22 protein-coding genes, 1 tRNA gene and 1 pseudogene are annotated in these 23,709 nt (G+C 67.1%); 14 read left to right on the forward strand and 10 right to left on the reverse strand.

Annotated elements, in window-relative coordinates; genetic code table 11:
* Positions 1 to 390 (forward strand): annotated as a pseudogene (locus H7K45_RS28280) (hypothetical protein); the annotation flags it as partial.
* 85 nt (positions 391 to 475) lie between these two features.
* On the opposite strand, the gene H7K45_RS28285 reads toward H7K45_RS28280, so the two are convergent.
* The 3 genes from H7K45_RS28285 to H7K45_RS28295 form a co-directional block, all read right to left on the reverse strand.
* Complete coding sequence (locus H7K45_RS28285; RefSeq protein ID WP_263999614.1) at positions 476 to 1,108, reverse strand: cation efflux transmembrane domain-containing protein; 633 nt, start codon at positions 1,106 to 1,108, stop codon at positions 476 to 478.
* Positions 1,108 to 1,410 (reverse strand): ArsR/SmtB family transcription factor, encoded by a 303-nt coding sequence (locus H7K45_RS28290; RefSeq protein ID WP_263999494.1) that lies wholly within the window; start codon positions 1,408 to 1,410, stop codon positions 1,108 to 1,110. The genes H7K45_RS28285 and H7K45_RS28290 overlap by 1 nt, the downstream gene beginning before the upstream one ends.
* A 115-nt stretch (positions 1,411 to 1,525) precedes the next feature.
* Positions 1,526 to 1,602: transfer RNA gene (locus tag H7K45_RS28295), tRNA-Leu, on the reverse strand.
* A 94-nt stretch (positions 1,603 to 1,696) separates the two neighbouring features.
* Between H7K45_RS28295 and H7K45_RS28300 the strand changes: the two genes are divergently transcribed.
* The 6 genes from H7K45_RS28300 to H7K45_RS28325 all read left to right on the forward strand — a co-directional run bounded on the left by H7K45_RS28300 (position 1,697) and on the right by H7K45_RS28325 (position 7,568).
* Positions 1,697 to 2,305 carry an ANTAR domain-containing response regulator gene (locus H7K45_RS28300; RefSeq protein ID WP_263999495.1) on the forward strand — a complete coding sequence of 203 codons (609 nt, stop codon included), beginning with the start codon at positions 1,697 to 1,699 and terminating at the stop codon, positions 2,303 to 2,305.
* A 176-nt stretch (positions 2,306 to 2,481) separates the two neighbouring features.
* Complete coding sequence (locus H7K45_RS28305) at positions 2,482 to 3,693, forward strand: branched-chain amino acid ABC transporter substrate-binding protein (RefSeq protein WP_263999496.1); 1,212 nt, start codon at positions 2,482 to 2,484, stop codon at positions 3,691 to 3,693.
* A gap of 84 nt (positions 3,694 to 3,777) precedes the next feature.
* Positions 3,778 to 4,782, forward strand: coding sequence for a branched-chain amino acid ABC transporter permease (locus tag H7K45_RS28310; RefSeq protein ID WP_263999615.1), 1,005 nt, complete (start codon positions 3,778 to 3,780; stop codon positions 4,780 to 4,782).
* Entirely contained in the window at positions 4,779 to 5,984 is a 1,206-nt protein-coding gene (locus H7K45_RS28315; protein ID WP_263999497.1) for a branched-chain amino acid ABC transporter permease, read from the forward strand. The genes H7K45_RS28310 and H7K45_RS28315 overlap by 4 nt, the downstream gene beginning before the upstream one ends.
* The gene (locus H7K45_RS28320; RefSeq protein ID WP_263999498.1) at positions 5,981 to 6,820 is read left to right on the forward strand and encodes an ABC transporter ATP-binding protein; all 840 of its coding nucleotides are present in this window, start codon (positions 5,981 to 5,983) and stop codon (positions 6,818 to 6,820) included. The genes H7K45_RS28315 and H7K45_RS28320 overlap by 4 nt, the downstream gene beginning before the upstream one ends.
* Positions 6,804 to 7,568, forward strand: coding sequence for an ABC transporter ATP-binding protein (locus H7K45_RS28325; protein WP_263999499.1), 765 nt, complete (start codon positions 6,804 to 6,806; stop codon positions 7,566 to 7,568). Before H7K45_RS28320 ends, H7K45_RS28325 begins: the two co-directional genes overlap by 17 nt.
* Here H7K45_RS28325 and H7K45_RS28330 read toward each other — a convergent pair.
* From H7K45_RS28330 to H7K45_RS28340, 3 genes are read right to left on the reverse strand one after another with little or no spacing between them, the layout of a single operon-like run.
* On the reverse strand, positions 7,565 to 8,767 hold the full coding sequence (locus tag H7K45_RS28330) for a lipid-transfer protein (protein WP_263999500.1): 1,203 nt from the start codon (positions 8,765 to 8,767) through the stop codon (positions 7,565 to 7,567). The two genes, H7K45_RS28325 and H7K45_RS28330, sit on opposite strands and share 4 nt — an antisense overlap.
* Positions 8,764 to 9,216 carry a Zn-ribbon domain-containing OB-fold protein gene (locus tag H7K45_RS28335; protein ID WP_263999502.1) on the reverse strand — a complete coding sequence of 151 codons (453 nt, stop codon included), beginning with the start codon at positions 9,214 to 9,216 and terminating at the stop codon, positions 8,764 to 8,766. The genes H7K45_RS28330 and H7K45_RS28335 overlap by 4 nt, the downstream gene beginning before the upstream one ends.
* Before the next feature lie 56 nt (positions 9,217 to 9,272).
* Complete coding sequence (locus H7K45_RS28340; protein WP_263999503.1) at positions 9,273 to 9,947, reverse strand: alpha/beta fold hydrolase; 675 nt, start codon at positions 9,945 to 9,947, stop codon at positions 9,273 to 9,275.
* A gap of 71 nt (positions 9,948 to 10,018) precedes the next feature.
* Between H7K45_RS28340 and H7K45_RS28345 the strand changes: the two genes are divergently transcribed.
* Complete coding sequence (locus tag H7K45_RS28345) at positions 10,019 to 10,921, forward strand: LysR family transcriptional regulator (RefSeq protein ID WP_263999504.1); 903 nt, start codon at positions 10,019 to 10,021, stop codon at positions 10,919 to 10,921.
* Between the two features lie 44 nt (positions 10,922 to 10,965).
* Positions 10,966 to 13,626, forward strand: a complete 2,661-nt coding sequence (polA, locus tag H7K45_RS28350; protein ID WP_263999616.1) for a DNA polymerase I — start codon at positions 10,966 to 10,968, stop codon at positions 13,624 to 13,626.
* Here polA and H7K45_RS28355 read toward each other — a convergent pair.
* Positions 13,623 to 14,762, reverse strand: a complete 1,140-nt coding sequence (locus H7K45_RS28355) for a PrsW family intramembrane metalloprotease (protein WP_263999505.1) — start codon at positions 14,760 to 14,762, stop codon at positions 13,623 to 13,625. The genes polA and H7K45_RS28355 overlap by 4 nt on opposite strands.
* Before the next feature lie 157 nt (positions 14,763 to 14,919).
* Between H7K45_RS28355 and rpsA the strand changes: the two genes are divergently transcribed.
* Complete coding sequence (gene rpsA, locus H7K45_RS28360; protein WP_263999506.1) at positions 14,920 to 16,380, forward strand: 30S ribosomal protein S1; 1,461 nt, start codon at positions 14,920 to 14,922, stop codon at positions 16,378 to 16,380.
* Positions 16,381 to 16,474: 94 nt separating this feature from the next.
* Positions 16,475 to 17,653 carry a dephospho-CoA kinase gene (coaE, locus tag H7K45_RS28365; RefSeq protein WP_263999507.1) on the forward strand — a complete coding sequence of 393 codons (1,179 nt, stop codon included), beginning with the start codon at positions 16,475 to 16,477 and terminating at the stop codon, positions 17,651 to 17,653.
* A gap of 7 nt (positions 17,654 to 17,660) precedes the next feature.
* Here coaE and H7K45_RS28370 read toward each other — a convergent pair whose 3' ends face one another.
* Positions 17,661 to 18,242 carry a hypothetical protein gene (locus H7K45_RS28370; protein ID WP_263999508.1) on the reverse strand — a complete coding sequence of 194 codons (582 nt, stop codon included), beginning with the start codon at positions 18,240 to 18,242 and terminating at the stop codon, positions 17,661 to 17,663.
* A gap of 11 nt (positions 18,243 to 18,253) precedes the next feature.
* Positions 18,254 to 18,760 (reverse strand): ribonuclease FAU-1 family protein, encoded by a 507-nt coding sequence (locus H7K45_RS28375; protein WP_263999617.1) that lies wholly within the window; start codon positions 18,758 to 18,760, stop codon positions 18,254 to 18,256.
* 60 nt (positions 18,761 to 18,820) lie between these two features.
* Between H7K45_RS28375 and uvrB the strand changes: the two genes are divergently transcribed.
* The 3 genes from uvrB to H7K45_RS28390 all read left to right on the forward strand — a co-directional run bounded on the left by uvrB (position 18,821) and on the right by H7K45_RS28390 (position 22,975).
* On the forward strand, positions 18,821 to 20,983 hold the full coding sequence (uvrB, locus tag H7K45_RS28380; RefSeq protein WP_263999509.1) for an excinuclease ABC subunit UvrB: 2,163 nt from the start codon (positions 18,821 to 18,823) through the stop codon (positions 20,981 to 20,983).
* 52 nt (positions 20,984 to 21,035) lie between these two features.
* Complete coding sequence (locus tag H7K45_RS28385) at positions 21,036 to 22,451, forward strand: MFS transporter (protein ID WP_263999510.1); 1,416 nt, start codon at positions 21,036 to 21,038, stop codon at positions 22,449 to 22,451.
* A 62-nt stretch (positions 22,452 to 22,513) separates the two neighbouring features.
* Positions 22,514 to 22,975 (forward strand): DinB family protein, encoded by a 462-nt coding sequence (locus H7K45_RS28390; RefSeq protein WP_263999511.1) that lies wholly within the window; start codon positions 22,514 to 22,516, stop codon positions 22,973 to 22,975.
* A gap of 4 nt (positions 22,976 to 22,979) precedes the next feature.
* Here H7K45_RS28390 and H7K45_RS28395 read toward each other — a convergent pair whose 3' ends face one another.
* Positions 22,980 to 23,684, reverse strand: a complete 705-nt coding sequence (locus tag H7K45_RS28395) for an MgtC/SapB family protein (protein WP_263999512.1) — start codon at positions 23,682 to 23,684, stop codon at positions 22,980 to 22,982.
* Positions 23,685 to 23,709: the final 25 nt, after the last annotated feature.

The following is a 23,709-nucleotide window of genomic DNA, read 5'->3' on the forward strand; positions in this document are numbered from 1 at the left end:
CCGGCCGCAGAACCGGTGACCACCACCCCCACCACCAACGACTCAGCCACCACGACCAAGCCCGACACCACCACAACCCCCGACACCACCACCAAGCCCGACACCACCACCAAGCCAGACAAGGGTGACAAGCCCGGAACGTCCGACACGAAGGACGCGTCGTCGACGAGTCCTTCGAAGGACGAGAACGACAAGCCCAGCAAGTCGGACAAGCCCGACAGCGCCAGCAAGGCGGACAAGTCCGACAAGGCAGACAAGGACGCTTCGGCCAACAAGGTCAAGCCCAAGACAGGTTCCGAAGGAACCGGTGCCGCAAAGGAATCCGATGCGAAGAGCGCGTCGCATTCGACGAGCGGCAGTGGATCAGGCGGCGGCGGAGACGAGGGGTAGCCACCGTCCGCCTGAGCCACTGCGACCGCCGCGACTCCTGCCCCCGTAGGGTCGCGGCGGTTCGTGCGTCGGGGGACTCAGCGGGTCAGCCGCACCCGCCCGCACAGCAGACGCGTCCCCGCCATGCCTGATGGCCCTCCCGGACGGCGATCCCGGCAATGAGAAGGCCCGCGGCGGGATCTGCCCACGCCCACCCGAGAAGCGAGTTGAGCAGCAGACCGACGAGAAGTACCGCCGACAGGTAGGTGCACAGCAGGGTCTGTTTGGAGTCCGCGACCGCCGACAGCGAGCCGAGTTCGATACCCGCGCGGCGCTGCGTCCACGACAGGACGGGCATGACGACCAGGCTGGCTGCAGCGAGCGCGACGCCAATCCGGGAGGGTTCGGCTACACCGTGTCCACACAATCCGCGCACGGAGTCCACCGCCACGTAGGCGGCCAATCCGAAGAAGGACAACGCAATGACCCGAAGTGCGGTCTTCTCGCGGGCTTCGGGATCGGTCCCGGCGAACTGCCATGCCACCGCGGCGGCCGAGGACACTTCGATCACCGAGTCCAGGCCGAATCCGACCAGTGCGGTTGACGACACCCGAGTGCCCTCCGCGAGCGCGACAACGGCCTCGGCGACGTTGTAGACGATGGTGGCCGCGACCAACATCCGGATGCGACGGGTCAGGACCCGCCGGCGGGACGGCGAAGGGTCGACGCGCAGCACCATCAGCTGCACGCCGGGTCGACGGCGAGCACCAATCCGACCAAGTCGTCAAGCGCGTGGGCGATGCGCGCGTCGGCGAGTTCGTAGCGGGTCCGTCGCCCCTCCGGGACGGCCACGACCAGCCCGCAGCCACGCAGGCACGCCAGATGGTTGGAGACGATCTGGCGCGACACGTTGAGGTCGTCGGCGAGATCGGAGGGATGGCGCCCGCCGTCGCGCAAGCTCAGCAGGATCGACGCGCGGGTGTCGTCGGAGAGCGCATGGCCAAAACGGGCCAAGGCATCCCGAGCCAAGAGGGTTGGCATCCGATGATGATACATCGAAACATGTATTCAGAAACGGCTGAACCCAAAGCCGCGTCAATGACGCTGTCCACCAACGGCTCTGTACGCATCGGGATGTGTCGCCGTCAGCTGTTAATGGTGCCCTCGGTGAGACTCGAACTCACACTGCACGGGTTTTGAATCCGTTTCCTCTGCCAATTGGGATACGAGGGCGTCGCGTCAAGGGTTCCTACCTTAGATGATCCGACGACCGGCCCGTCACGGCCCCAAGGTCGCCACCGGAGCCACTTCACGCGACAATGACCCCATGACCGGGTCACCGGCGGACTCCGCCACACCACACCGTGTCCTCATCGCCGAGGACGAAGCACTCATTCGCATGGACCTCGCGGAGATGCTCCGCGAGGAGGGTTATGAGGTGGTGGGCGAGGCCGGCGACGGGCAGGAGGCCGTCGAACTCGCCGAGAGCCTCCGCCCCGACCTCGTCATCATGGACGTGAAGATGCCCCGCCGCGACGGCATCGACGCAGCCGCCGAGATCGCGACCAAGCGCATCGCGCCCATCCTCATCCTCACCGCCTTCTCCCAGCGCGAACTCGTCGAGCGTGCCCGCGACGCCGGGGCAATGGCGTACCTGGTGAAGCCGTTCTCGATCAACGATCTGATTCCGGCGATCGAGTTGGCCGTCAGCCGTTTCGGTGAGATCACCGCGCTGGAATCCGAGGTCGAATCCCTGTCCGACCGGCTCGAGACGCGCAAACTGGTCGAGCGCGCCAAGGGTTTGCTCCAGGCCAAGCAGAAGATGTCGGAGCCCGAGGCATTCAAGTGGATTCAGCGTGCGGCGATGGACCGTCGCACCACCATGCGACGCGTCGCGGAGGTCGTCCTGGAGACCCTGGACACACCCGAGACGTAACGGTTGCGTGTCGTCGGACCGGTTTTCGCCCAGTCGCACAGGCGACACCCAGTCCGCGTTCGTCAACATCGCGCACCGAAGCCCCGGGTTGGCTATGTTCTACCGGAAGCATCGGCGCCCCGGGGGACGCGACCTGCGTCGTCGGTGCCAATGACAACTTGACACGGAGGTGACACGTGCGCGGTCGCATGGCACGTAATGCATTTGCTCTCGGGAGCGCGGGCTTGCTCGTGTTCGGAATCGCAGGCTGTAACCAGTCGGCACCCGAGGAGAGCTCGTCCCAGTCGAACCTGAAGATCGTCGAACAGGTGCAGATCGACGAGAACGGCGCCGAGGTGAAGGCCGCCGAGGGTGTCAAGCCCGCGGACCCCACCGGCGACGGAAAGGCGACCTGCCCGCCGGTGTCGATCGCGATGGCAGGTGCGCTCAACGGGCCCGACGCCGCGCTCGGCATCAACATCAAGAACGGCGTGCAGCTCGCGATCGACAAGCACAACGCCGCCAACCCGGGCTGCCAGGTGCAGTTGAAGCCGTTCGACACCGAGGGCGACCCGCAGAAGGCCACCGGCATCGCACCGCAGATCGTCGACGACCAGTACACGATCGGCCTCGTCGGCCCGGCGTTCTCCGGTGAGACCAAGGCGACCGGCACGGTCTTCGATCAGGCCGGCCTCGTCGCCGCGACCGCGTCGGCGACCAACCCCACCTTGAGCGAGAACGGCTGGAAGACCTTCTTCCGCGGTCTGGCCAATGACGGCGTGCAGGGGCCCTCGGTGGCCAACTACCTGAAGAACACGCTGGGCTACAAGAAGATCTGCGTCGTCGACGACAGCACCGACTACGGCCTCGGCTTGGCCATCCCGGTGCGCGAGACCCTCGGCCCGGTGGCCGACTCGGCCTGCAACATCCAGGTCAAGAAGGGCGACAAGGACTTCTCTGCGGCGGTCACGCAGATCAAGGGAGTCAGCCCGGACGCCGTCTTCTACAGCGGTTACTACTCCGAGGCGGCGCCGTTCGTCCAGCAGCTGAAGGACGGCGGGGTCTCGGCCACGTTCGTCAGCGCCGACGGCACGAAGGACCCGGAATTCGTCAAGCAGGCGGGGGAGTCCTCGAAGGGTTCCATCCTGTCCTGCCCGTGCGGCCCGGCCACCGGGACGTTCGCCGACGAATACACCAAGAAGTTCGGTCAGGAGCCCGGCACCTACAGCACCGAGGGCTACGACCTCGGAACGATCATGCTGAAGGGCATCGACTCGGGTGCCATCACCAGGCCGGCGCTGTTGGACTACGTCAAGAACTACAACGGTCAGGGCGTGGCCCGCAACTACCAGTGGTCGCCCACCGGTGAGCTGACCACCAACCTGATCTGGATCTTCAAGGTTCAGTAGTCCCCGACGCGAGGCGCGTCCGCGGCCATTCGGCCCGGACGCGCCTCGTATCCTTTTACCTGCAAGGAGCCGCCGCCGGTGTTAATGGCCGCCAACATCAACTTCAACGTCGACGGCCTCGTCAACGGCTTTTGGCAGTTGACCGTCGACGGTCTGTCGTGGGGTGCCATCTACGCGCTCGTCGCCGTCGGCTACACGCTGGTCTTCGGCGTCCTGCGACTGATCAACTTCGCGCACTCCGAGATCTTCATGCTGGGCATGTTCGGCACCTATTTCTGCCTGGACATCATCTTGGGCTTTACCCCCAGCGGCAACGCCTACAACAAGGGTGTGCTGCTGACGATCCTCTACCTCGCGGTCGCGATGATCTTCGCGATGCTGGTATCCGGTTCCGCGGCAGTCGGTTTGGAGTTCATCGCCTACCGGCCGCTACGGCGCCGCAACGCCCGGCCGCTGACATTCCTGATCACCGCGATCGGCATGTCCTTCGTCCTTCAGGAGTTCGTGCACTTCATCCTTCCTCAGCTCATCAAGGGGTACGGAGGCTCGAACGCCCAGCAGCCGATCCTCCTGGTGCAGCCCAAGGCGCAATTCACCATCTTCGGTGCAACGGTGACGAACGTGACGCTGGTGATCGTCGCCTCGGCACTGGTCCTCGCTCTGCTCACCGACATCGCGATCAACCGCACCAAGTTCGGCCGTGGCATCCGCGCGGTGGCTCAGGATTCGACGACCGCCACCCTGATGGGCGTCTCGCGTGAACGCATCATCATGACGACGTTCCTCATCGGCGGTCTGCTGGCCGGCGCAGCCGCGCTGCTGTACACGCTCAAGGTGCCCCAGGGCATCATCTACTCCGGCGGATTCCTTCTCGGTATCAAGGCATTCTCGGCCGCCGTCCTCGGCGGCATCGGAAACCTCCGCGGCGCCCTGCTGGGCGGTCTGATCCTCGGCGTGATGGAGAACTACGGCCAGGCGGTGTTCGGCACGCAGTGGCGCGACGTCGTCGCCTTCGTGCTGTTGGTGCTGGTGCTGCTGATCCGCCCGACCGGCATCCTCGGTGAGAGCCTCGGGAAGGCACGCGCATGAGCCATCAGACGCGAACGGACACTCCGAAGAGCACTGCAGCGCCACGCTTCCTGGCCCCTGGTGACGGCCTTCGGCAGTGGTGGGACGGGCTCGGCCGCCCAGCCAAGTGGGTCGTCGGCATCGTGGGCTTCGGCGTCCTGGCGCTGCTGCCGCTGTACACGCCGGGCTTCATCGACACCCCCGGCATCAGCTTCGGCGGCACCATGGCGGCCTTCGTGATGATCGCGATCATCGCGATCGGCCTCAACGTCGTGGTGGGCCAGGCCGGTCTGCTCGACCTCGGATACGTCGGCTTCTACGCCGTCGGCGCGTACACCGTCGCCCTGCTGACCAGCCCGGACAGCCCGTGGAACAAGTTGGGGGCCACCGGCTTCTTCAGCAAGGACTGGGCGTGGCTGTCGTGCGTGCCCATCGCCATGGCCGTCACCGCGTTGGCCGGACTGATCCTCGGCACGCCGACGCTGCGACTGCGCGGCGACTACCTGGCCATCGTGACGCTGGGCTTCGGCGAGATCATCCGGTTGATGGCCGACAACCTCTCCGACATCACCAACGGGTCGCGCGGTCTCAACCAGATCGCCTACCCACGGGTGGGGGAGAGCGAGCGGCTCCCCAACGGCGTCTTCTCCAGCGGCAACTCGACCGGCCACGCCAACTACGGCACGTGGTGGTTCTGGCTCGGGCTGGCGCTAATGATCGCCATCCTGCTGTTCGTGGGGAACCTCGAGCGCAGTCGCGTCGGCCGGGCCTGGGTGGCGATCCGCGAGGACGAGGACGCCGCCGAGGTGATGGGCGTCAACACGTTCAAGTTCAAGCTGTGGGCGTTCGTGATCGGCGCCGGAATTGGCGGCTTGTCCGGAGCGCTGTACGCCGGTCAGGTGCAGTACGTCGCACCGACCAACTTCAACATCATCAACTCGATGCTGTTCCTCGTCGCGGTGGTACTCGGCGGTCAGGGCAACAAGCTGGGCGTCATCATTGGTGCGTTCATCGTCGTCTACCTGCCCAACCGGTTGCTCGGCGTGGAGTTGTTCGGCGTCAACCTCGGTGACCTGAAGTACTTGTTCTTCGGTCTCGCGTTGGTCATCATGATGATCTTCCGACCGCAGGGCCTGTTCCCGGTACGCCAGCAGCTCCTCACCTACGCGTCGTCGGCGAAGAAGTTGTTGAGCAAGGCCGACGACTCGAAGGCGGCGGCATGACGAGCGGCGAGATCGACGAGGAGATGGCGGCACTGCACCGCGAGGTGAAGGCCGCCGAGGGCGAGACACTGCTGCAGACAACGGACTTGACGGTGAAGTTCGGTGGGTTGACCGCGCTGGACGCGGTGACGTTCGACATCAAGCGCGGTGAGATCCTGGGTCTCATCGGACCCAACGGCGCCGGTAAGACGACGTGCTTCAACGCCATCACCGGTGTCTACCGACCCACGTCGGGCACGGTGATGTTCGACGGTGCGCCGCTGGGCAAGATCAAGCGGCACGAGATCACGCGCCGAGGCATTGCCCGCACGTTCCAGAACATTCGCCTCTGGGGTGAGATGACGGCCCTGGAGAACGTCGTCGTGGGCACCGACGCTCGGCACAAGACGTCGGTTCCCGGTGCCCTGGTCCGGACGCCCCGGCACCGGCGGGAGGAGAAGTCCGCGATCGACAAGGCCGCGGCGCTGCTGCAATTCGTCGGCATCTCGCAGCGCGCCGACGAGAAGGCCAAGAACCTGCCCTACGGCGACCAGCGTCGCCTGGAGATCGCGCGGGCCCTGGCCACCGAGCCCAAGCTGCTGTGTCTCGACGAGCCCGCGGCGGGGTTCAACCCGAGCGAGAAGTCGGCCCTGATCGAGTTGATTCAGGCCATTCGGGACGACGGTTACACCGTGTTGCTCATCGAACACGACATGCGACTGGTCATGGGTGTGACCGACCGGATCGTGGTGCTCGAGTTCGGGCGCAAGATCGCCGACGGCCTGCCCGCCGACATTCGCGAGGACCCGAAGGTCGTCGCCGCCTATCTGGGAGTGCCCGATGACGAACTCGAATGACGCCACGGCCAGCGACGCCGATCCGCGTCCCGTACTGCTGGAGGTGCGCGACGTCGTCGTCCACTACGGCAGAATTCGGGCGCTGCACGGTGTTTCGCTGAAGGTGCACGACGGCGAGCTCGTCACGCTCCTTGGTTCCAACGGTGCGGGCAAGACCACGATGATGCGGGCCATCTCCGGTCTGCGGCCACTGTCGTCGGGGTCGGTGTGGTTCGACGGTCAGGACATCTCCAAGGTCAAGGCGCACCGCCGAGTCACCGACGGTCTCATCCAGGCGCCCGAGGGTCGCGGCGTCTTTCCCGGCATGACCGTGGTGGACAACCTCGAAATGGGTTGCTACGGACGGAAGTTCCCGACCAAGGCCGAGCACCGTGAGCGCTTCGACTGGGTGATGGAGACGTTCCCGCGACTGGCGGAACGCCGCACCCAGGTCGGCGGCACCCTCTCCGGCGGCGAGCAGCAGATGCTGGCGATCGGACGTGCATTGATGGCGCGCCCCAAGGTGCTGCTCCTCGACGAACCGTCGATGGGGCTGGCGCCGATGGTCATCTCGCAGATCTTCAAGATCATCTCCGAGATCAACAAGCAAGGCACGACGGTGTTGCTCGTCGAGCAGAATGCGCAACAGGCGTTGAGCCGGTCCGACCGTGCCTACATTCTGGAGACGGGATCGGTCACGCGGGCCGGGGTCGCCCGAGACCTGTTGGCAGACGACAGCATTCGTGCGGCGTACCTCGGCGTCGCCTAGCGCGCGACGATCACCGACGAGCCGTGGCCGAAGAGGCCCTGGTTGGCGGTGACGCCGACGGTGGCGCCCTCGACCTGTCGGCCGATGGCCTGGCCCTTCAGCTGCCAGGTGAGCTCGCAGACCTGGGCGATCGCCTGAGCGGGAATGGCTTCGCCGAAGCAGGCCAACCCTCCCGACGGGTTGACCGGCACCCGACCGCCGATGGTGGTGGCCCCGCTGCGCAGCAGCTCTTCGGCTTCACCCTTGGCGCACAGGCCGAGGTGTTCGTACCAGTCGAGTTCCAGCGCCGTCGACAGGTCGTAGACCTCGGCCAGCGACACGTCCTCGGGGCCGATTCCGGCCTCGGCGTACGCGGCGTCGAGGATCTGGTCCTTGAACACTCGATCCGGGGTGGCGACCACGGCGGTGGAATCGGTCGCGATGTCGGGCAGTTCGGGCAGGTGCTGCGGGTAGCGCGGGGTCACCGTGCTGACCGCGCGCACCGAGGGCACACCCGCCACGGAACCAAGGTGCTTCTCGGCGAACGACTTCGAGGCGACGACCAGCGCGGCGGCGCCGTCGGAGGTGGCGCAGATGTCGAGCTGGCGCAGCGGGTCGGAGACCACGGGGCTGGCCAGCACGTCGGCGACCGCTGATTCCTTGCGGTAGCGCGCATTCGGGTTCTGCAGGCCGTGGCGGGAGTTCTTCACCTTCACCTGCGCGAAGTCCTCGGACGTGGCGCCGTAGAGATCCATTCGGCGCCTCGCCAGCAGGGCGAAGTACACCGGGTTCATCGCGCCGATCAGGTGGAAGCGCTGCCAGTCCGGGTCGTTCTTGCGTTCGCCGCCGACGGGGGCGAAGGCGCCCTTGGGCGTGGTGTCGGCGCCGATGACCAAGGCGACGTCGCAGAAGCCGGCCAGGATGTGCGCGCGGGCGCTCTGTAGGGCTTGCGAGCCCGAGGCGCACGCGGCGTAGCTGGAACTGACGGGGACGCCGTTCCAGCCGAGCTTCTGCGCGAAGGTCGAGCCGGCGATGAAACCGGGGTAGCCGTTGCGGATGGTGTCGGCGCCGGCGACGAGTTGGATCTGCTGCCAGTCGAGGCCGGCCTCGGCCAGCGCGGCGCGTGCCGCCACCACGCCGTACTCGGTGAAGTCGCGTCCCCACTTGCCCCAGGGATGCATGCCGGCACCGAGGACGTAGAGCGGCTCGACGCTGGTCACGAGGCGACCCTCCAGGCGTGCACCGTGCGGACGAAGCCGTCGGCGTCGGTGTAGAGCGGCATGGTGGTCAGCTCCATCTCCATGCCCACCTTCAGGTCGGCGGCCAAGGTGCCCTCGACCACCTTGCCCAGGATGATCAGTCCCTCGTCGACGAGTTCGACTGCGGCGATCGCGAACGGCACGAAGGGATCCGGGGCCGGGTAGGGGGCAGGCGGGGGATAGCGGTTCTCGGTGTAGCTCCACAGCGTGCCCCGCCGGGAGAGCGGGACCTGCTCGAGGTCCTCGCCGGTGCACGCCGGGTTGGGGCAGTTGTCCTCCCGCGGCGGGAACACGTAGGTGCCGCATTGCGTGCACTTGCCGGCGATCAGGTGGACGACGCCCGAGTCGTCGGCGGCGAACCATCCGTCGATGGCCGGTAGTGCGGCGGAGGCGTCGGTAGATGCAGGCACGGGGTCAGACTAAACGATGCGGCACCCCAAACTGCAACGTGTTGCAGTTATGAATGCTACGACGTGGCGTCGAGCAGGATCTGGACCAACTCCTCGGGCTTGTCGCGCATGAGGTTGTGCGCGCCGTCGAGTGAGTAGGTCCTCCACCCCGGGTGATCGCGCACCTTGGCGTACGTCGCCGCGAAGGGCGAGTGCGTCGGCCAGCGTTCGGCGTAGACGAACACGCGTCGGCGGATCCGATTCGTAGCACCGGTGAGACGGATCGGCTGCATGAGCGAGGCGAGAGGATGCGCCGTGGCGCGGTCGTCGAAGAAGGGCAGTGGCGGCACTCCCCATCCGGTGGCGTCGACGGCTGCGTACCAGGCCCGTTGCTCGTCGTTGGTGAGTGTCCAGCACGAGTCACCGTCCTCGGGAATGAACGCGTCGAGGTAGACCAGCGAATCAACCTGCGCGGCAATCCGATCCGCGACGGCGGTGATCACCATGCCGCCGTAGCTGTGTCCGACGAGAACTAAGCCGGTCGGGTCCGGCACGGTGCCGAGCGCGTTGAGGACGTCGGTGACGTGCGTGTCGAGGTTGACACCGCCGTTGGCGAGGTTCGCACGCTCGGCGACGCCGGTCAAGGTATAGCTCAGCACCCGGTGACCACGGCCTCGCAGGTCGGCGGCGAGATCGTCGAAGCACCACGCGCCGTGGCACGCACCGGGGATGAGGACGTACGTGGGTGTCATGCATCCCAGCGTCGGACGGATCGTTCCATAAGTCCAATACCAGTTCGAGCGCCAAACTATCGTGACTGCTTATGGAACTCCGGCAGCTCGAGTACCTGGTCGCCGTCGCCGAACTCGCCAACTTCACGAGGGCCGCCGAGCGGCTCCACGTCGCGCAACCGGCGGTCAGTGCCCAGATCCGCAAGCTGGAGCGCGAACTCGGGCAGCCACTGCTGGACCGCTCGACCCGAACCGTGGTCCTGACGGCGGCAGGCAGGGCGGCGCTCCCGCACGCGAAGGCTGCGCTGGCGTCCGTCGGCGACGTCACCCGCGCGGTCGCCGAGCTCACCAACCTGGTCGCCGGCTCCGTCTCCATCGGCACGGTGACCGCCCACGACGTCGACCTCGCGGGCGTGCTCGCCGACTTTCACGCCGCCCACCCAGGGGTCGAGATCACCTTGAGTACGGACAATTCCGACGTCCTGATGGATCGGTTGCGCAATGGCGCGCTCGACGTGGCGATCGTGTCGGTGGTCTCCGACGAACGTCCCGAGGGGCTCGACGTCGACGTGCTCACCGACGAAGCGTTCGACGCGGCAGTGAGTCATGACGACGAAATGGCGGGCACGACGACCATCGGGTTGGCCGCTCTCGCCGAAAGATCGCTGATTGCCCTTCCGGTCGGCACCGGTCTGCGAACGAGGCTCGACCAAGCGTTCGCCGCCGCGGGGTTGTCAGCCCGCATCGCCTTCGAGGCGTCGACCCCCATCGCGGTGGCGGAGCTCGCCGAGCGAGGGCTCGGCGTCGCCATCGTGCCGAGCTCGGTGGCGCGAACCAGGCCGGCATTGCACCCCGTCAGCATCAGGCCGGAGTTGCGAGGCCGTCTGGTGCTGGCCGCGCGGTCGACGGGCCCCGTCAGCCCCGCCGCGGCCGCCTTGCTGCAGACGGCACGGCGTCTCGTCGTGTCGGCGGGGGTGAATAGAGTGAGGGCGTGAGCCCCGCCAAGACCAGCACCAAGATCGACACCAAGCCCACGCTGATGCTTTTGGACGGCAATTCGCTGGCGTTCCGGGCGTTCTACGCCCTGCCCGCGGAGAACTTCAAGACCCAGGGCGGCCTGACCACCAACGCGGTCTACGGCTTCACGGCCATGCTGATCAACCTGCTGCGCGACGAGCAGCCGACGCACATCGCGGCAGCCTTCGACGTCTCACGGCAGACGTTCCGCTCCGAGAAGTACCCGGAGTACAAGGCGGGTCGCTCGGCGACCCCCGACGAGTTCCGCGGCCAGATCGACATCACCAAGGAAGTCCTCCAGGCATTGGGCATCACCGCACTGGCCGAGCCGGGTTTCGAGGCCGACGACATCATCGCGACCCTGGCCACCCAGGCCGAGGCCGAGGGCTACCGGGTGCTGGTCGTCACCGGCGACCGTGACGCGTTACAGCTCGTCAGCGACGACGTCACGGTGCTGTACCCGCGCAAGGGCGTCTCGGAGCTGACCCGGTTCACCCCCGAGGCCGTCGTCGAGAAGTACGGTCTGACCCCCACGCAGTACCCGGACTTCGCGGCGCTGCGCGGCGACCCCAGCGACAACCTGCCCGGCATTCCCGGTGTGGGCGAGAAGACCGCGTCGAAGTGGATCGTCGAGTACGGCTCGCTGCAGGCACTCGTCGACGGCGTCGACACCGTGAAGGGCAAGGTTGGAGACGCCTTGCGCGCCAACCTCTCTCACGTCATCCTCAACCGCGATCTGACCGAGTTGGTCAAGGACGTCCCGCTTCCGCAGACCCCGGACACGCTCCGGATGATGCCCTGGGACCGCGACCAGATCCACCGACTCTTCGACGACCTAGAATTTCGCGTCCTGCGCGACCGCCTCTTCGACACCCTGGCCTCCGCCGATCCCGAAGTGGACCAGGGTTTCGACGTCCGCGGCGGGGCGCTGGAACGCGGCACGCTGGCGACGTGGCTCGCCGACCACGGCAAGGGGCAACGCTTTGGCCTCGCCGTGGTGGGCAACCACCTCGCGTTCGACTCGGACGCGACCGCGCTGGCGATCGTCTCCGGCGACGGCGAGGGTGTCTACCTCGACACCGCCGCGATGGATCCCGCCGACGAGAAGGCCCTGGCCGCCTGGCTCGCCGATCCGTCGATCCCGAAGTCCCTGCACGAGGCCAAGCTCGCCATGCACGACCTCGCGGGCCGCGGGTGGGAGCTCAAGGGCGTCACCTCCGACACCGCCCTGGCGGCCTACCTGGTGCGCCCCGGACAACGCAGCTTCGCCCTCGACGACCTCGCCGTGCGCTACCTCAAGCGCGAGCTCCGCGCCGAAAACCCCGAGCAGCAACAACTCTCGCTCCTCGACGACGAAGACGGGGTCGACGACCAAGCCGTGCAGACGTTGCTCCTGCGAGCCTCGGCGGTGGCCGACCTCGCCAACGCCTTGGACGAGGAGCTGGCCAGGATCGACTCCTCGGCACTCCTTGGCGACATGGAGCTCCCGGTGCAACGGGTGCTCGCGCAGCTGGAGTCGACCGGCATCGCCATCGACACCGACCTGCTGGGACAGCTGCAGAGTCAGTTCGCCGACCTGATCCGCAACGCCGCCGAGGCCGCCTACGCGGTGATCGGCAAGCAGATCAACCTCGGCTCGCCCAAGCAGCTTCAGGTGGTGCTGTTCGACGAGCTGGAGATGCCGAAGACCAAGCGCACCAAGACGGGCTACACCACCGACGCCGACGCGCTCCAGGGACTCTTCGACAAGACCGGACATCCGTTCCTGCAGCATCTGCTCGCCCACCGCGACGCCACCCGGCTGAAGGTCACCGTGGACGGGCTGCTGGCATCGGTCGCCGCCGACGGGCGCATCCACACCACGTTCAACCAGACCATCGCGGCGACCGGGCGACTCTCGTCGACCGAGCCCAATCTGCAGAACATCCCGATCCGCACCGAGGCCGGTCGCGAAATTCGCAACGGCTTCATCGTGGGCGACGGCTACACCGAGCTCATGACCGCGGACTACAGCCAGATCGAGATGCGGATCATGGCCCACCTGTCCAAGGACGAGGGCCTGATCGAAGCGTTCAACACCGGTGAGGACCTGCACTCCTTCGTCGCATCCCGGGCATTCGACGTCCCCATCGACGAAGTGACCGCCGAACTGCGCCGCCGCGTCAAGGCGATGTCCTACGGGCTGGCCTACGGTCTGAGCGCCTACGGTCTCGCCGCGCAGCTCAAGATCAGCACCGAGGAGGCCAAGGTGCAGATGGATGCGTACTTCTCCCGTTTCGGCGGCATCCGCGACTACCTCCGCGACATCGTCGACCAGGCCCGCAAGGACGGCTACACCTCGACCGTGTTCGGTCGGCGGCGCTACCTGCCGGAGCTGGACAGCAGCAACCGCAACGTCCGCGAGGCCGCCGAGCGGGCGGCGCTGAACGCCCCGATCCAGGGCAGCGCCGCCGACATCATCAAGGTGGCGATGATCAACACCGAGGCCGCCATCCGCGACGCCGGACTGAGGTCACGGATGCTGTTGCAGGTCCACGACGAGCTGCTGTTCGAGGTGGCCGAGGGTGAGCGAGATCGTCTCGACGAGTTGGTCCGCGCGGAGATGGGTGGGGCCTACCCGCTCGACGTCCCGCTGGAGGTGTCGGTGGGCTACGGCCGCAGTTGGGACGCCGCGGCGCACTAAACGACGGGGGAGCGGTAGGCCGCGAAGGTCTGCAGCACGGGCGTTGCCGCGCGCGCCGCGTACAGCGCGTAAGTCTCTTCGGTCAGCAACGCGTGCACCCGGGCGTCGCCGAAGCCCCGGTCGAGGCGGTCCCGGACGAAGGCCAACTCGACGACCTGCGCGGCGAAGGCCTTGACCCCGGTGGCGGCGGGCTTGCCGGCGAAGCGGGCCACCTCGGCAACTGCACGCTTCCTGGCCGCCAGGGACCTCAACCAGGTGGCCTCGTTGGGCGTCACCAGGCCAGCGGCCACCATGCCGGGCAATTTCGCCGCGACGACGCGCTGCTCGCGGCGCCGACTGGTCACCGCCAACACGATCGCCAGGCCGAACACCGGCACCATCCACAGCAGGTAGACGAGGAAGTACGCCTCGATGCCGAAGAACGACGACCCGTTCCACAGTGCGTGCATCACCACCGCGCCGGCGTAACCGGCCAGGATGCATCCCGCCTTCCCGACGGGGTTGCGGCGTTGCAACGCGAAGTAGACGCCGATGGCGGTCATCGTGGTGAACAGCGGATGGGCGAAGGGCCCCATGATGAGCCGCAGCCCGGCCGTGGCCAGCGACCCGCCCAGGGTCTCACCGCCGCCGATGTAGGCGATGTTCTCCAGCCAGGCGAAGCCGGCGGCGACGATGCCCGCGTAGACCAGGCAGTCGGTCAGCGAGTTCAGTTCGTTGCGGCGACGTCCCGTCATCATGATCAGCAGGAACACGCCCTTGGCGGCCTCTTCGACGATGGGCGCCACGATCGCCAGGGTGACGAACTCGTCGATCGCGGCCTCGCCGGTCGCCAACAGCGATCCGAAGACCAGTTCCAGCACGATCGAGACCACGACTGCCACCGACGCACCCCAGCCGAAGGCCAACACCAGCAGGCGTGGGGGCTCGGGTTCCCACCGGTCCAACCACAGGTAGGCCAGCAGCACCGCGACGACCGCGATCGTGGCGAACACGAAGCCGATCGCCGTGCCCGCCGGGTTGACGGCCGTCAACAGGATTACCGAGAGACCTGCGACGACGCCCATGGCGACGATGGCGCCTAGCGGTGCGCCGACCTTGCGAATCTTGCGGGTTGACGGCGCGTAGGGGTACGACACGGTGGCAGCCTAACGGTCGACTAGACCCAGGTTTGTCCAGCGTGTACCCGGTCGAGTAGGCTCTTCGGGTACCCGTGTGCGCGCTCCACGCGCGTAGCACCAGTACACAACACCAATTCCGTCCCTACGATAAAACCTGTCCGGAGCCATCCACCACATGCCAAGCCCCTCCATCACCTCGCCGCAAGTAGCCATCAACGACATTGGCTCGGCCGAGGATTTCATGGCCGCGATCGACAAGACCATCAAGTACTTCAACGATGGCGACATCGTCGAGGGAACGATCGTCAAGGTCGACCGCGACGAAGTCTTGCTCGACATCGGTTACAAGACCGAAGGCGTCATCCCCTCTCGCGAGCTCTCGATCAAGCACGACGTCGACCCCTCAGAGGTTGTGTCCGTCGGCGACGAGATCGAAGCCCTGGTCCTCACCAAGGAGGACAAGGAAGGCCGCCTGATCCTGTCCAAGAAGCGTGCTCAGTACGAGCGCGCCTGGGGCACCATCGAGGAACTCAAGGAGAAGGACGAGGCCGTCAAGGGCACCGTCATCGAGGTCGTCAAGGGCGGTCTGATCCTCGACATCGGCCTCCGTGGCTTCCTGCCGGCGTCGCTGGTGGAGATGCGCCGGGTCCGCGACCTGCAGCCGTACATCGGTCAGCAGATCGAGGCCAAGATCATCGAGCTCGACAAGAACCGCAACAACGTGGTCCTGAGCCGTCGGGCGTGGCTGGAACAGACGCAGTCCGCGGTCCGCAGCGAGTTCCTCAACCAGCTGCAGAAGGGCGCGGTCCGCAAGGGTGTCGTCAGCTCCATCGTCAACTTCGGTGCCTTCGTGGACCTGGGCGGCGTCGACGGCCTGGTGCACGTCTCCGAGCTGTCCTGGAAGCACATCGACCATCCCTCCGAGGTCGTCACCGTCGGCGACGAGGTCACCGTCGAGGTGCTCGACGTCGACATGGACCGCGAGCGGGTGTCGTTGTCGCTCAAGGCAACTCAGGAAGATCCGTGGCGCCACTTCGCGCGTACCCACGCGATCGGCCAGATCGTCCCCGGCAAGGTCACCAAGCTGGTGCCCTTCGGTGCGTTCGTTCGCGTCGAAGAGGGCATCGAGGGCCTGGTGCACATCTCGGAGCTCTCCGAGCGCCACGTCGAGGTGCCGGACCAGGTCGTCCAGGTTGGCGACGACGCCATGGTGAAGGTCATCGACATCGATCTCGATCGTCGTCGTATCTCGCTCAGCCTCAAGCAGGCCAACGAGGACTACACCGAGGAGTTCGACCCGTCGAAGTACGGCATGGCCGACAGCTACGACGACGCGGGCAACTACATCTTCCCCGAGGGCTTCGACTCCGAGACCAACGAGTGGCTCGAAGGCTTCGAGAAGCAGCGTGACGAGTGGGAGGCCCGGTACGCCGAGGCCGAGCGTCGCCACAAGATGCACACCGCGCAGATGGAGAAGTTCGCGGCAGCCGACGCGGAGGCGGCCAGCAGGCCCGCCACCGCCAACAGCTCCTCGTCCTCGACGTCGTCCAGCTCGGGTCCCGAGTCCACCGGCGGAACGCTGGCCAGCGATGCTCAGCTGGCCGCGCTGCGGGAGAAGCTCGCGGGCAACGCCTGACATTCAGCACGGCGTAACACGTAGTACGACAGGACGCCCCGGCTCATCAGAGCCGGGGCGTTCGTCGTCTGCGGGGGCCTGACAGACTGGGCCCATGCTTCGAATCGGGTTGAGCGGCGGCATCGGCGCCGGAAAGTCAACGGTCTCATCGACGTTCAACGAACTGGGTGGCATCGTCGTCGATGGTGACGTCATCGCTCGCGAGGTCGTCGAGCCCGGCACGGAGGGATTGGCCGCGCTGGTGGAGGCCTTCGGGTCGGAGATTCTGCTGCCCGACGGCGCGCTGAACCGGCCGGCGCTGGCAGCCATCGCCTTTCCCGACGACGAGAAGCGAAAGACCCTCAACGGAATCGTGCATCCGCTGGTCGGCACACGGCGCGCCGAATTGATCGAGGCCGCCCCGTCCGACGCCGTGATCGTCGAGGACATCCCACTGCTGGTGGAGTCCCAGATGGCGTCGCTCTTTCCGCTGGTGGTCATAGTGCACGCCGACCCCGAGGTTCGGCTCCGTCGCCTCATCGAGCACCGCGGCTTCAGCGAGGCCGACGCCCGCGCCCGTATCGCCGCCCAAGCCAGCGAGGAGCAGCGCCGCGCGGTAGCCGACGTGTGGCTGGACAACTCCGGCAGCGCCGAGGACCTGTCGGCGGCCGCGCGCGAACTCTGGCACGAGCGCATCGCCCCGTTCGCCCGCAACGTCCGGGAGTCCACGCCCGCGCGGTCGCTACCCAAGTTGGTCACCGCCGATCCGACGTGGCCCGACCAAGCCGCCCGCATCCTGGCCCGGCTCCGCACCGCCTGCGGGCACCACGCGATACGCGTCGACCACATCGGGTCGACCGCCGTCCCCGGTCTCGACGCCAAGGACGTGATCGACGTCCAGGTGACGGTGGCATCCCTGGACGTGGCCGACGAGCTCGCCGACGCACTGCTGGCGGCTGGTTATCCGCGGGTCGACGGGGTCACCGACGACGTGGCGCACACCGACGACACCTCGGTGTGGCGCAAGCGCCTGCATGCCTCCGGAGATCCCGGTCGGCCGACCAACGTGCACCTGCGGGTCGACGGTTGGCCCAATCAGCGGTTCGCCCTGCTGTTCCGCGACTGGCTGATCGCCGAGGCGGACGTGCGGGCGGAGTACCTGTCCGTCAAACGCGCCTCGACGGCCGAAGGGCCCGAAACCACCGACGACTACGCCGAGGCCAAGGAACCGTGGCTGGCCGACGCGTACGTCCGGGCCGGGGGATGGGCCGACGCCACGGGCTGGCGGCCCTGAGCCGAGATCAGCCGGCGGGCGCCGGAGCGGGCGCGTCTGGCGCCGGAGGAGCTGGAGCAGGCGCGGGGTCGTCGATGGGGGCGGTGTTGCCCGTCGGGAAGTTGGTCACGGTGCCGCAACTCAGCACGCCGTAGCCGGGATCGTTGTGCTGCGGCGTGAGCCGCGGTGCGACGAACTGGTCGGCCTCGGCGATGATCTGGTCGTTGGCCAAGATCTCGCAGTGCAGGCTGGCCGAGTACGGCCACTGGATGGCGACCTGCATGCCGGCGTCTCGGGCATTGGTCACCACGCCGGTCGCCTCGAACGTCCGGCCGGGCACCATCGTGGGAGTCGCCGTGTTCACCTGGCCGTCGGCGATGGCGTAGCTGATGGTGGCACCCCGCGACACGCCGTCCACCCGGGCCCGGTAGACGACGTTGTAGGGGCCTGGCCCAAGGTCGGCCGTGGCGTCCGGGGGTGGTGCGGGCGCGTCGGCGGACTGACCGGTGACGTCGGGGTCCGCGAGGGCAACGGCGGGCAGCAGCTGGGCGCCCAGCAGCAGGGCCACCGCCGCCGAGCAAGCCACCAGCCCACACTTAGTCAAGCTCATAAACCGGGACTTTACGCCGCCCTCCAGGTGAGGGCCATTTCGAGGTGCGCCAGCCACGCGTCGACGTCGTAACCGTTGGCCGCGAGACCGTCGATCGCCAACGCCGCCGTCGCGACCGCCGCGGCGGCGGCTTCGGTCGAGAGGAGCCCTTCGCGCACCGCCGCGAACAGTTCGTCGACGTCGAGGAGATCGACCCCGGTGCCGGTCCGGACCACCAGGTCGAGGTAGTGGTCCTCGGTCCGCCACACGTCGCCGTCGACGACGATCGGCCCGACGTCGAGGTAGAAGTCCTGGGCGCGTTCGTAGCCAGGACTGAAGTGGAAGACGGAGATTCGTATGCTCAGCGACGGCAGCAACCACGATTCGAGGTAGTGGAACTGTGCCCGACCGGGCGTCGGACGCGCCATGTACAGACCCCAGGGGCGCACGTCGTAGACGTCCACCGCACGCACGATGCCCTTGGGGTCGGTGTTGGTGCGCGCGGCGACGTCGAAGGTCTCTCGCTTCGGGGGGTGGATTCGGCCAGCGTAATGCCCTGGGAAGAGAACTTGTCGGTGGTTGGTTCTAACCTGGTGAACATGGCTTTCGCTACCGAATATCCAGTCGTCGCCCACTCGGAGTACCGAGCGGTCGACGACGTCGTGCGCGTGGGCGGCGACTTCCAGGTCGTCAGCGAGCACTCTCCCGCCGGCGACCAGCCCACGGCCATCGCCGAGCTGGAACGCCGCATCAACGCCGGCGAACGCGACGTGGTCCTGCTGGGTGCCACGGGCACCGGCAAGTCGGCGACCACGGCGTGGCTCATCGAAAAGCTGCAGCGGCCCACCCTGGTGATGGCGCCGAACAAGACGCTGGCCGCGCAGCTGGCCAATGAGCTTCGAGACATGCTGCCCAACAACGCCGTCGAGTACTTCGTGTCGTACTACGACTACTACCAACCCGAGGCGTACATCGCCCAGACCGACACCTACATCGAGAAGGACAGCTCGGTCAACGACGACGTCGAACGCCTGCGGCACTCCGCGACCCACAACCTGCTGTCGCGACGCGACGTCGTGGTGGTGGCGTCGGTGTCGTGCATCTACGGTCTCGGTACGCCGCAGTCCTATCTGGACCGCTCCGTCGAACTGACCGTGGGTGACGAGGTGCCGCGCGACGCCCTGCTGCGACTCCTCGTCGACGTGCAGTACACCCGCAACGACATGGCGTTCACCCGGGGCTCGTTCCGGGTGCGCGGCGACACCGTGGAGATCATCCCCAGTTACGAGGAACTGGCCGTGCGGATCGAGTTCTTCGGCGACGAGATCGAGGCGCTCTACTACATGCACCCGCTGACCGGGGACGTGGTGCGCAAGGTCGACTCACTGCGCGTGTTTCCGGCCACCCACTACGTGGCGGGTCCCGAGCGGATGGCCCTTGCGATCGCCAGCATCGAGAAGGAGCTCGAGGAGCGTCTCGCCGAGCTCGAGGGCCAAGGCAAACTGCTTGAGGCGCAACGGCTTCGGATGCGGACGAATTACGACCTCGAGATGATGAAGCAGGTCGGATTCTGCTCGGGCATCGAGAACTACTCGCGTCACATCGACGGCCGCGGCCCGGGTACGGCACCGGCGACCCTCCTGGACTACTTCCCGGAGGACTTCCTGATGGTCATCGACGAGTCGCACGTCACCGTGCCGCAGATCGGCGGCATGTACGAAGGCGACATGTCGCGCAAGCGCAACCTGGTCGACTTCGGCTTCCGGCTGCCGTCGGCCGTGGACAACCGACCGCTGACCTGGGAGGAGTTCGCCGACCGGGTCGGGCAGACGGTGTATCTGTCGGCGACCCCGGGGCCGTACGAGCTCAGCCAGTCCGGCGGCGAGTTCGTCGAGCAGGTCATCCGGCCGACCGGTCTGGTCGACCCGGAGGTCGTCGTGAAGCCGACCAAGGGGCAGATCGACGATCTCATCGGTGAGATCCGCAAGCGCACCGAACTCGACGAGCGCGTGCTGGTCACCACGTTGACCAAGAAGATGGCCGAAGACCTCACCGACTACCTTCTCGAACTCGGCATTCGAGTGCGCTACCTGCACTCCGAGGTGGACACGCTGCGTCGCGTGGAGTTGTTGCGCCAGTTGCGGCTCGGTGAGTACGACGTGCTGGTCGGCATCAACCTGCTCCGCGAGGGCCTCGACTTGCCGGAGGTCTCCCTGGTCTCGATCCTCGACGCCGACAAGGAGGGCTTCCTGCGGTCGGCGCGAAGCCTGATCCAGACGATCGGTCGCGCGGCGCGCAACGTGTCCGGCGAGGTGCACATGTACGCCGACAAGATGACCGACTCGATGAAGCAGGCCATCGACGAGACCGACCGTCGCCGGGCCAAGCAGATTGCCTACAACCTGGAACACGGCGTCGACCCGCAGCCGCTGCGGAAGAAGATTGCCGACATCCTGGATCAGGTGTACCGCGAGGCGGACGACACCGATGCCACCGTGGACGTCGGCGGGTCCGGTCGCAACGCCTCCCGCGGTCGGCGCGCACAGGGCGAACCCGGTCGCGCGGTCAGTTCGGGCATCGTCGAGGGGCGCGACACGAAGAACATGCCGCGCGCGGAACTGGCCGATCTCATCAAGGAGATGACGGCCCAGATGATGACCGCCGCGCGTGATCTGCAGTTCGAGCTGGCGGGCCGCATTCGCGACGAGATTGCCGACCTGAAGAAGGAGTTGCGCGGCATGGACGCCGCGGGCTTGAAGTAGGCGCAGGCGACACGCTTGATCTCAACCGTGGTTGAGCTCGTACGGTGAACCGGTGACTCAGACGGACGACACGCAGAGCGACGTTCCGGCCGCGGGCTGGCGCGAGCTGCTCGGGCCACGGCACCTCGGCGCGTCGACCGTGCTGGCCGGCGGTGTCGCGCTGTACGCCACCAACGAGTTCCTCACGATCAGCCTGATGCCAAACGCCGTGGCCGAGATCGGTGGTCAACGCCTCTACGCCTGGGTGACGACGGTGTACCTCGTCGCGTCGGTCGTCGCGGCGACCACGGTGAGTTCGGTGCTCACCAGACTGGGACCACGCGGGGCCTATCTCAGCGGCCTCGGCGTGTTCGCGGTCGGCAGCGTGTGGTGTGCGGTGGCACCCAGCATGGAGATGCTGCTCCTGGGGCGCGTGGTGCAAGGCGCGGCGGGCGGCCTGCTCGCGGGCTTGGGCTACGCGGTCATCAACACCGCTCTGCCGCAGGCGTTGTGGACGAAGGCGTCGGCGCTGGTGTCGGCCATGTGGGGCGTCGGAACGGTGGTGGGGCCGGCCGCCGGCGGTCTGTTCGCGCAATTCAGTTCGTGGCGTTGGGCTTTCGGCGTGCTGGCCGTGTTGACCGTGGCGATGGCGGCTCTGGTCCCGTTCGCATTACCCGGGCGCGCGGCCGGGGTCGAACGGCCTGCCGCCGACCGCATCCCTGTGTGGTCGTTGGCATTGCTCGGTGCAGCAGCCCTGGCGATCAGCGTCGCGGGTATTGCCCGCAACGTCGCGGTGACCGGCGGGCTCCTCGTGCTCGGGGTGGTCCTGGTCGTCGTCTTCTTGGTGGTGGACCGCAGCACGACGGCGTCGGTGCTGCCGCCCACGGCATTCCGACCCGGTCCGCTGAAGTGGGTCTACCTGACGCTCGGCATGCTGATGGCCGCCACGATGACCGACATGTACGTGCCGCTGTTCGGTCAGCGGCTGGCGCACCTGACGCCGGTGGCGGCCGGCTTCCTCGGCGTGTCGCTGTCGGTGGGGTGGACCGTCGGCGAGATCGCCAGCGCCTCGCTGACCAAGGTCCGGGTGATCGTCGCGACCGTGGCGGGTGCGCCATTGCTGATGGCCTGCGGTCTGGCGATTGCCGCGGTGAGCCAGGTCGAGGACGCCTCGGTCGTGCTCGTCGCGGTCTGGGTACTGGCGTTGCTGATCGCCGGCACGGGCATCGGTGTTGCGTGGCCGCATCTCTCGGCGTGGGCGATGGGCAGCAGTGACGACCCGTCCGAAGGTCGCACCGCGGCGGCGGCGATCAACACCGTTCAACTGATCTGCGGTGCGTTCGGAGCCGGGGTCGCCGGCGTGGTCGTCAACCTGACCGACCGCGGAGACGCGACCGCGGCGAGATGGCTGTTCGCGTCGATGGCGGTGCTGGCGGCGCTCGGGTGCGTGGCCTCCTACCGGGCCAGCCGCGGCCGGACGACCGTCTAGTCTGAGGTTGCCCGAACGGCAATGCGCTAGGCGGGCGAGAGGCTCTCGGCCACACTGGTGCGATGACCGACAACGGGCCACCACGCACCGGCAACACCGAGGTGCAGACGCTACGGGGATTCTTGGACTACCTCCGGACGTCCATCATCGGCAAGGTCGAGGGCGCGCCCGAACCGGACGTTCGCACCGCACAGGTGCCCTCGGGCACCAACCTGCTCGGGCTCCTGAACCACGTCACGACCGTCGAACGGTGGATCTTCCTCGGCGACCACGTATCCGACTGGCCTGGAACCTTTCAGGCAGCCAGCGAGGACGGCGTCGACGACGTCGTCGAGCGCTACAGATCCGTGATCCACAAAGTGAACGACATGCTCGACGGCTTCACTGACCTCGACGCGCCGGTGCCGGGACGGGACTCACCCAGCCTCCGCTGGGCGCTCACCCACATGATCGAGGAAATCGGCCGCCACGCGGGTCACGCCGACATCCTGCGCGAGTTGATCGACGGGGCGACGGGCCGGTGACGCTCTAGTCCGGATCGTCGTCGAGCTGCCGAATGGCGGTGACACCGTCGATGCGGGCGAGCAGATTGGGTGCGTTGAGGATGCCGTTGCCGGACAGCGTCAACAGCACCCCGCCGGTGGGGTCGGCCTCGAGCTCCGCGAGCTGCCAGTTGCGACGCTCGCATGCCTGTAGCAGCGCGGTCATGACGCCACGCCCCTCGTCGTAGGTGACGTGCACCCGGATCGATCCGCTCAGCCGGTTGGCCAGCCGGCGGGCCAGCGGCATGAAGCCGAGGATGATGAGGAAGTGCATGGCGGTGACGGTGCACGCGAGCAACAGCAGGCCCGAGCCGGCGGCCATGCCGATCGCCGCGGACTCCCACACCGCGGCCGCCGTCGTCAGGCCGTGTACCGAACCGCGCCGGAAGATGATGATTCCCGCACCGAGAAAGCCGATGCCGGAGACGATTTGGGCCGCCACACGGGACGGGTCCACCACGACGAGCCCGTCGACGAGAACGTCCTGAAACCCGTACTTGCTGACCAGGAGGATGAGTGCCGCCGCGGTGCCGACGATCGTCTGGGTTCGCAGTCCTGCACTCTTGCCCTGGATCTCGCGTTCCAGTCCGATGAGCGCGGTCAGACCGAAGGCGACGAACAACTCGACGATTTGCCGGGTGCCTTGCCCGGGGCCGCCGAAGAAGGGCGGATCCGCCAGCCAGAGATGCATGCGGACAAGGTATCGCGAGGCACGG

The organism is Mycobacterium yunnanensis, from assembly GCF_025823185.1.
In the GTDB taxonomy this organism is placed as follows: Bacteria; Actinomycetota; Actinomycetes; order Mycobacteriales; family Mycobacteriaceae; genus Mycobacterium; species Mycobacterium yunnanensis.